Annotated in this window: 9 protein-coding genes; 3 read left to right on the top strand and 6 right to left on the bottom strand. The window is 53.6% G+C overall.

Features of this window, described 5'->3' with window-relative positions; translation table 11 throughout:
* Window positions 1-181: 181 nt before the first annotated feature.
* Together Q0526_RS11735 and Q0526_RS11730 are read right to left on the bottom strand one after the other, a co-directional pair.
* Window positions 182-1,141, bottom strand: a complete 960-nt coding sequence (locus tag Q0526_RS11735; RefSeq protein ID WP_298733818.1) for an ATP-binding protein — start codon at window positions 1,139-1,141, stop codon at window positions 182-184.
* Between the two features lie 3 nt (window positions 1,142-1,144).
* A complete protein-coding gene (locus Q0526_RS11730) occupies window positions 1,145-2,053 on the bottom strand; it encodes a DnaD domain protein (protein WP_298733816.1) in 909 nt (302 codons plus the stop codon).
* Window positions 2,054-2,231: 178 nt separating this feature from the next.
* Between Q0526_RS11730 and Q0526_RS11725 the strand changes: the two genes are divergently transcribed.
* Together Q0526_RS11725 and Q0526_RS11720 are read left to right on the top strand one after the other, a co-directional pair.
* Window positions 2,232-2,870, top strand: coding sequence for an orotate phosphoribosyltransferase (locus Q0526_RS11725; protein ID WP_298733813.1), 639 nt, complete (start codon window positions 2,232-2,234; stop codon window positions 2,868-2,870).
* A gap of 185 nt (window positions 2,871-3,055) precedes the next feature.
* Entirely contained in the window at window positions 3,056-3,559 is a 504-nt protein-coding gene (locus Q0526_RS11720) for a CarD family transcriptional regulator (protein ID WP_298733811.1), read from the top strand.
* Between the two features lie 39 nt (window positions 3,560-3,598).
* Here Q0526_RS11720 and Q0526_RS11715 read toward each other — a convergent pair whose 3' ends face one another.
* The 3 genes from Q0526_RS11715 to Q0526_RS11705 form a co-directional block, all read right to left on the bottom strand.
* A complete protein-coding gene (locus Q0526_RS11715) occupies window positions 3,599-4,264 on the bottom strand; it encodes an SdpI family protein (RefSeq protein WP_298733809.1) in 666 nt (221 codons plus the stop codon).
* The gene (locus tag Q0526_RS11710) at window positions 4,254-4,535 is read right to left on the bottom strand and encodes an autorepressor SdpR family transcription factor (protein WP_298733807.1); all 282 of its coding nucleotides are present in this window, start codon (window positions 4,533-4,535) and stop codon (window positions 4,254-4,256) included. The genes Q0526_RS11715 and Q0526_RS11710 overlap by 11 nt, the downstream gene beginning before the upstream one ends.
* 144 nt (window positions 4,536-4,679) lie before the next feature.
* Complete coding sequence (locus tag Q0526_RS11705; protein ID WP_298733805.1) at window positions 4,680-5,864, bottom strand: FKBP-type peptidyl-prolyl cis-trans isomerase; 1,185 nt, start codon at window positions 5,862-5,864, stop codon at window positions 4,680-4,682.
* Between the two features lie 192 nt (window positions 5,865-6,056).
* On the opposite strand from Q0526_RS11705, the gene Q0526_RS11700 reads away from it, so the two are divergent.
* Window positions 6,057-7,193, top strand: coding sequence for an aldo/keto reductase (locus tag Q0526_RS11700; protein ID WP_298733803.1), 1,137 nt, complete (start codon window positions 6,057-6,059; stop codon window positions 7,191-7,193).
* A gap of 48 nt (window positions 7,194-7,241) precedes the next feature.
* Here the strand turns inward: Q0526_RS11700 and Q0526_RS11695 are convergent, their stop codons facing one another.
* Window positions 7,242-7,400 (bottom strand): hypothetical protein, encoded by a 159-nt coding sequence (locus Q0526_RS11695; RefSeq protein ID WP_298733801.1) that lies wholly within the window; start codon window positions 7,398-7,400, stop codon window positions 7,242-7,244.
* Between the last annotated feature and the right edge of the window lie 168 nt (window positions 7,401-7,568).

Genomic DNA, 7,568 nt, shown 5'->3' with positions numbered 1-7,568 from the left:
AGCGCGCTTGGTTCGGGACCAAGAGGCCGTGGGTTCGAATCCCGTCACTCCGACTTGTGTAGATGGACCGCGAGCGTATCGTTAGGGTAGGCTCGCGGCTTTTTCATATTCTGCGCAGATACCAAAATCGATAGAGACAAAAGACAGCCGCACCGGAACAAAATCCGATGCGGCTGTTTGCTTATTGTAGGCGCTGGTCGGTGCCAAAAAATTTGAACATCTTGCATCCGCCCAGCATGCGGCTGGCCACTTTTTCGGTATAACGGGCCACAAAAACGCTCTGGTCGGTGATGTTGGTGGTATAGATGGTGGGACGTTCGGTGAGCATCCGGGTGTTGATCAGTTCGTACAGGACACTGATCGTCAACGGGGTAATATACTCGGTGCCCAGATCATCCAAAATCAACAGATCGGCTTCTTGGCAGGGGTTCAGCCACTCGTCGCCGCTGTCAAAATCAAAATGTTCTCGCCCCAGTCGGGCAGCCAGTGCGGCGGCACTGGTATACAGCACATCATGACCGCCGTTTAAGACGCCGTCCGCAATGGCTAGGGCCAGATGGGTTTTGCCCAACCCCGTGTGGCCCATAAACAGCAGGTTCGTACTCTTACAACTGAACTTTTGGGCGTAATTTTCGCAGAAATGCAGCAGTTTTTCCATATAGGCCCGGGCCGAGATGCCCAGTTCCGGTTCCACCTCAGGGGAGTAGCGGTTCACATCAAAGGTAGAAAATTGGCACAGCCCCAAGGGACTGGCTGCGTTGATCTCATCCCGCCGCAGACGCCGGGCAATATCGGCAACACAGCGGCAAGGGTTCCCGTTGTACATACCGGTGTCGTGGCATAGCGGGCAGGAGTAGGCGGGCTGAAAGGCATTCTCCCCGTAGCCGGCCTCTTGGGTAGCTGCGACAAGGGCTGCGTCAGCTTGGGCCAGCGCGGCACGGGCTGCGTCGACGTCGCCGCCCAGCGCGGCGGTTTTGGCCAAGGCCAACCCGGCGCGCATCTGTGCATCGTCTGCGGCGGCCAGAGCAGGGTGGGCGGCAAACGCTGCACGGCGGGCTGTCTCGGCCTGCATTACGGCATACTGGCGGCGGGACGCAATCTCGCGCTGCGCGGCACGGAACAATTCGTCTTTGGTACGCATGGATTAGCCCTCCTCGTCAAACATGGCCGCCCAGTTGCGGTTAAATAGATCTTTCTGGGCGCTGGCTGCCGGTTGCTGGGCGGCGGGACGTTCGGTGGTCAAAATGTTGCTGCCGGCCAGCTGTCCCTGCCCGCGGGCAGCAGCCACGGTAGTAATGCCCTGTGCACGCCACGCCCGCAGGATGCCGTCCACATAGCGTACCGTGTTTTTACTGCCGGCACGCAGCAATGCCTCATCGATCATCTCACGGTCAAGGCCCCACTCTTCATGCCAACGGGCGATAGCGCCCCGTTCCCAACGGGTCAATGCCGAAGGCTCAATTCCAAACTGGGCGGCTGCATCGGCGCACCATTCCTCCCGCTGCTTGACTTTGCGCAGATGACGCTCAGCATCTTCTCCGGACTCCACACCGTCTTCCCGCCAACGGGCCAATTCCCGCGCCACCGCTGCCACGCTGCGGCGGCCCTGCCGGGCTACCTCGGCACAGCACAGCAGGATCACATCGGGTTTCCAGCCTTCTTGCAGGTATAAGGCGACCAAACGCTGCATCTCGCTGCGGCTCAGTGCCTTGCCGAAAGCTGTCTGGGCTTCTTCACACAGGACAGCTATATAGGGGTCATTTAGGGTGGAAAGGTCCAGATTGACGCACTTCTCTTCGGCGGGGGCGTCAACGGTTACTCCTCGGGCACTTTCCAAAAGGCCGGCTCCGGCCCAATATTGCAAGGCGCGGCGAGCGGCTTCGATGCTGGGCAAACCCAATGCCCGGGCGATGGTACGCGGGTCGGTGTCCTTGGTTTGCAGTACATAGAGAGCGGTCCGCACGGTGTCGCCGTCGGCCTGCGCCAAATGTTTCAGCACGATCTCCGGCACCGGCAAGGTGTCTCCGTTATAAGGTTTTACCCGATAGCCCATACCGCAAATCTCCCCACTTTACAAAGTAATTGTATTATAACAGTTTGCCCCCACGGTGTAAAGCCGAGGACGCAAAACTGCCCAAAAAGGCAGAGGGGATTTTGGTCAATGCGTTTCTTGCAATCGATTTAAAAAAACTTTACAATATAAAGTAGAAAGTTTAAGGGAGGGACTTCCAATGGCCATGAACCTTGTCAAACTGCCTACGCGAAAGAGCAACCTTGCGTTGCGTGTCAGTAAAGGGCATTTTGCCACCAGTCACAGTCACATCAACTACTACATCGATGTGACGCTGACAAAATCCCGGCTTTCCGAAGCGCGCGAAGTGGCTGCGGAACTGATTCAGGAATACACCCTCAATACCATCGTGGACACCATTCTCTGTCTTGACGGCACAGAGGTGATCGGCGCCTGCATGGCCAGTGAACTGACCAAGGCTGGGTATGCCAATATGAATGCGCATCAAACCATTTATATTGTAACGCCGGAACACACCGTGGGCAGTCAGCTTTTGTTCCGTGACAACACCGCACCTATGATTTCTGGACGGCATGTGCTGGTTTTGGCGGCTTCTGTCACCACAGGATACACGGTCCAGAGCGCGGTGGAAGCCATCAATTACTATGGCGGTACACCGGTGGGCATTGCAGCCATTTTTGCCACCCAAAAGGAATGCGCAGGCTTCCCGGTGACGAGCATCTTCGATCCCAACGACCTGCCGGATTACGAAAGCTATGATGCCCATAGCTGTCCGTGGTGCAAAGCGGGGCAAAAGATTGACGCTTTGGTAAACAGCTTCGGATATTCGAGCCTTTAACAGCAACAAAATTAGGAAAATCCCTCTGGCAACAGAGGGATTTTTTCTTTGGGTGTCATACAAAGCTGGTCGGCACAACGTGATTTTTGTACAAAAAGCCCATGTCATTTTTTGGAAAAAAGTACTATACTATATAGTAGAAGAATGCTAAGACAAATATAAGCTTTGAAAAAGGAGGAAACCTCATGTTTCAGGTTGGGGATGCGGTAAGTTACGGAACAAGCGGTGTATGCACGATTGCGGAAAAGAAGAGTATGAAGTTGGCTGGGCAGGCGTGTGAGTGCTATATTTTGAAACCTGTTTATGACAGCAGCATGAAAATCTGCGTACCGTGTAACAGTCAGGTTTTGCTGGACCGTATGCGCGCACTTCCCACGAAGCAGGAGGTGCTGGATCTTTTGCACGAGCCGGCGCCGGAACATGATCCCGACCCCGAAGCCCGCAAGGAGCGCTATCGTCGGACGCTGCAAAGCGGCGACCGGCATGCTTTGCTGCGGATGATCCGCGATATTTACACAGAGCGCCGTCACCGCCACGCGATGGGCAAGCAGCTTTCCAGCTATGAGGACAGCGCCCTGCGGGAAGCGCAGAATATTTTGCACAGCGAGGTAGCCTATACTATGGGGATTGACCCGCAAGAGGTGCCGGATTTCATCGCCGGAATTTTAGAAGACGCGGCAAACGCCTAAACAAAAAACCGGACCGTTCTATGAACGGTCCGGTTTTTATTATTTCATTTTGCCGATGAATACCAAGTAAGAGTACAGATAGATCCAGAGCGTTCCGCCCAGCGAAGATCCGAGAAGCAGGACAAGCAGACCCGTTTCTCCCAAAACTTTGGCAAAAAGAGCGGCCACCAAAAACGCAATACCCATTATTAAAAAGACAATGCCGCCCATGCGCTGGGTGCGGTTCCAGTTGTGCTCATCGTTAAGGGCCCACGGTGTTTTGCAGCCGAAAGAATAGTTCTGTTTGACTTGGGGCATGTAGTTCCCCAGTGCGATAAACAAAACGCCGCATCCGCCGCAGACCAGTACCATGATCAGGTTGCTGCTGTTGGGCAGCACGTTGTAAACGGTCAGTTCGGTCAGCCAAGAAATGGCGCATAAGAACAGGGTGATGCCGATGGTAAAACCACGATAGACTTTGCCGAACTTTTCGTAATTTTGCGAACGAGGATCGATTTTCGGCAGGACAGCCAGCATCAGCAAAATCAGCAAAGGCAGTGCGCAGATGATGAGCGTGCTGGATTTGGGGCCCCAGGCGTCGGCTTGGCCGTCAAACCCCCAGTGGGTCGGTACAGTGTCCGGCAGGGAAGGGTAAAAGTACAAATGTGCCAAAAAGTTAAGCAAACAGGCGGCCAATAAGGCAAGATACAGTTTTTTATTTTTCATCGTCAGGTGCTCCTTTCACAAGGTCTACATCGTAAAACCATTTGACCAGTTCCTGAAATACCGTCAGGTTCACGCTGTAAACAATGTTTTGCCCATTGCGCTGGTCACAGATCAGGCCGGCGGTTTTGAGGATGTTCAAATGATGACTCACCGATGGCTTGGTCATGGAAAAGTGGGCGGCAATTTCCCCGGCAGTCAGATCTCCCTGCGCCAAAAGCTCCAGAATACGGCGCCGAGTGGGGTCGGCTAGGGCCTTAAAGGCATCTCCCATCTCAAAACTCCTTTCTGAATAGATATTTAGAAAAATATCTAACTGTTTCTTGCTATCAATATAGCACGGCGGTCCTTTGGTGTCAAGTGGGGAGGCATAAAAAATCCCGATGCGGAAGAACCGCACCGGGAAAAGAAAATCACTTTATTCGTATTTCACGTTGTTGATCAGGTTTTGCATAACCAGACTGTCCAGCAGTTGGCACTTGACGTAGTTCTCGCCATAGACCTGCGTGAAGCTGGAGGGATCCCGCACACCGAACTGGTTTACGAATTCCGTATTCAGCGTTTCGGTGTCGCAAACAAGGCCCTGCTTTTCAGCGATGGCTTGCAGCAGCAGCGTCTGCTCCAACTGCGTGGTGATGCTGCTGTCCATATCGTTGATGAACTCTTCCACCGTGGCGTAACTGGAGCCAAAAGCACCGGAGCTCACCATATCGGTCATGCTGACGTTGTAGTTCTGGGCATAGCTATACACGCCGAAAAGCAGAACATCCCGGAAATACTCTTTGGCAGGCTCCGGCAATTCTGTTGCAAAGGTGGCCTTGTCGTGCAGAGCGGTATAGACATCGGAGTACTGGTTGTTGAAGGCAATCTGCTTTTCGACAAAAGCCTGCAGGCTGGCCACGTCGCTCACACCCATGGGATCGGTCAGGTTTTCCGCGACCCAACTGTCGGTCAAATCAGGCGTGACGGTTTCGCTGATGTAGTTCAGCGTGGTGGCGAAGACGGCATCCTTGCCAGCCAGATCGCCCTGCGGATAATCTTCCGGGAAGGTCACCGTTACATCAAAGGTTTCGCCGGGGGTGTGCCCCGCGATCTGATCCTCGAAGTCATCGATGAAGCTGCCGCTGCCCAGTTCCAGATTGTAGCCCTCGTAGCTGCCGCCGTCAAATTCTACGCCGTCGATAGTGCCCACGTAGTCGATGTTGACGGTGTCGCCCAGCGCAGCGGCCCGGTCGGTGATTTGATTGGTTGTCTGGAAGTTGGACAAAATGTTGCTGTTGATGTAATCCGTTACATCCTCGTCGCTGACTTCGCCCAGCGCAGCATCGATGGTAATGTCGGCATAATCATCGGGCAGGGTGACGTAATCCGAGGCGGTCACCCCTTTGAGGTAGCCGTTTTCATCAAAACCCTGCGAGTAGCTGAAGTCGGCCAGATAGGCGTAAGCCGACTCATCCACAGCGGTTTCTGCGGTAGAGGTTTCTGCGGTGGCAGTCTCGGCCGTGGACTCGCTGTCGGCAGAGCTGCCGCAGCCGGCCAGAACAGCCGTCAGGCTGAGCGCCAGCGCACAGGCAGTGGTACGGTACAAAATTTTCTTCTTCATGGGGTTCTCCTGTATTGTAAAAAATTGCATACGCAACCTTTATTATACACGGTTTCGCCAAAAAGTACAGTAAAAAATTGAAAACAATGGGGAAGGGGATGCTTGACTTAAAGCATGCTTTAAGATGTATAATACAACCAAAAAGAAAGAGGCAGAAGAATCTGCCATATAAGCGAACGGAGGAACCGAACGATGGATATTTTTCAGAATGCCAAAAAGCTGGGCTTCGGCCTGATGCGCTTGCCGCTGACAGACCCCAACAATGCAGGCAGCATTGATATAGAACAGACCAAACAGATGGTGGATACCTTTTTGGAGCGTGGTTTTACTTATTTTGACACGGCGTGGATGTACTGCGCCTTTCAGAGTGAAAATGCCGTCAAGGCGGCGCTGACCAGCCGCCACCCGCGGGAGTCGTTCACACTGGCGGACAAACTGCATGCCGGCTTTATTCACGACCTGCAGGATCGGGACGAAGTATTCAACACCCAGCTGCAAAAGACAGGGGCGGGTTACTTTGATTACTATTTGCTGCACGATGTAGGCACCGAGCATTACGAAATTTACAAAAAGCTGGATTGCTTTACTTGGCTGCAAGAGAAAAAGCGGCAGGGTCTGGTGAAACACATCGGATTTTCCTTCCACGATCACGCAGACTTGCTGGACAAGGTGCTGACCGAGCACCCGGAGGTGGAGTTTGTCCAGTTGCAGCTCAACTATCTGGATTGGGATAGCGAAGGGGTACAGTCCCGCAAGTGCTACGAGGTAGCGGAAAAGCATGGCAAACCGGTAATTGTCATGGAACCCGTCAAGGGCGGCACGTTGGCCAATGTGCCGGAGGCGGTCAAGGCGCTGTTCCAGCAGTATGCGCCCGAAGCTTCGGTGCCGTCGTGGGCGATCCGGTTTGCTGCCAGCAAACCCAATGTAAAAATGGTGCTGTCTGGCATGAGCAATATGGACCAGTTGCTGGATAATACCGGATATATGCAGAACTTCCAGCCGCTCAATGAGGAGGAAGAGGCTCGCATCCAACAGGCGGTCTCCATCATCAATTCCAGCATTGCCGTGCCTTGCACGGGCTGTTCTTACTGCACCGACGGTTGCCCCATGCACATTGCCATCCCGAAGTATTTCTCGCTGTACAACGCCGACTTGCAAGAAATCAAGGGGAAGTCGTGGACGCCGCAGGGGGAATATTACGACAACCTGACTAAGACGTTCGGCAAGGCCAGCGACTGCATCGGTTGCGGTCAGTGCGAGGGGGTATGTCCCCAGCATCTGCCCATCATCGAAAACTTGAAACAGGTCGCCAAACATTTTGAGGGCTGAACGGTAAAACAGAAAACCGCCCCGGCAACATGCCGGGGCGGTTTTTCATTACGTGGTGTATTCGCCTACTTCTGTATAATGGGGGACCCCGTTAAGGAAATCTTCCGTAGAGATCAGGCCAAGATATTCATGGTTGGTATCCACGGTATAAGGGGTGCCGTCGGTATCGATGATGGTACGGGTATAGGGCTCATACCGGCAATCCACCAGCAGCGTGTCGCCCAAATTAAGGTAGATGTTCGGCTGATGGGCGGAACCGTTCCAGTAGTTGTCAGGTAGATTGATCCGCTGGCGGACTTCCCCAGTGTCTGCGTTGATGATTACAGAAAGATTAACTATTAAAAGTCAACCCCGAAAATGAATGGTGGTGGTGAA

It is taken from the genome of uncultured Subdoligranulum sp. (assembly GCF_937890665.1).
Note: the sequence above shows the minus strand (reverse complement) of the source record. Positions and strands in the feature narration are given on the sequence as shown.

What these genes read in the sequence shown, in the direction of transcription:
- Q0526_RS11715 (WP_298733809.1), bottom strand. Translation starts at nt 4,264, where the DNA reads ATGAAAAATAAAAAACTGTATCTTGCCTTATTGGCCGCCTGTTTGCTT.
- Q0526_RS11725 (WP_298733813.1), top strand. Translation starts at nt 2,232, where the DNA reads ATGGCCATGAACCTTGTCAAACTGCCTACGCGAAAGAGCAACCTTGCG.
- Q0526_RS11735 (WP_298733818.1), bottom strand. Translation starts at nt 1,141, where the DNA reads ATGCGTACCAAAGACGAATTGTTCCGTGCCGCGCAGCGCGAGATTGCG.
- Q0526_RS11720 (WP_298733811.1), top strand. Translation starts at nt 3,056, where the DNA reads ATGTTTCAGGTTGGGGATGCGGTAAGTTACGGAACAAGCGGTGTATGC.
- Q0526_RS11705 (WP_298733805.1), bottom strand. Translation starts at nt 5,864, where the DNA reads ATGAAGAAGAAAATTTTGTACCGTACCACTGCCTGTGCGCTGGCGCTC.
- Q0526_RS11700 (WP_298733803.1), top strand. Translation starts at nt 6,057, where the DNA reads ATGGATATTTTTCAGAATGCCAAAAAGCTGGGCTTCGGCCTGATGCGC.
- Q0526_RS11730 (WP_298733816.1), bottom strand. Translation starts at nt 2,053, where the DNA reads ATGGGCTATCGGGTAAAACCTTATAACGGAGACACCTTGCCGGTGCCG.
- Q0526_RS11710 (WP_298733807.1), bottom strand. Translation starts at nt 4,535, where the DNA reads ATGGGAGATGCCTTTAAGGCCCTAGCCGACCCCACTCGGCGCCGTATT.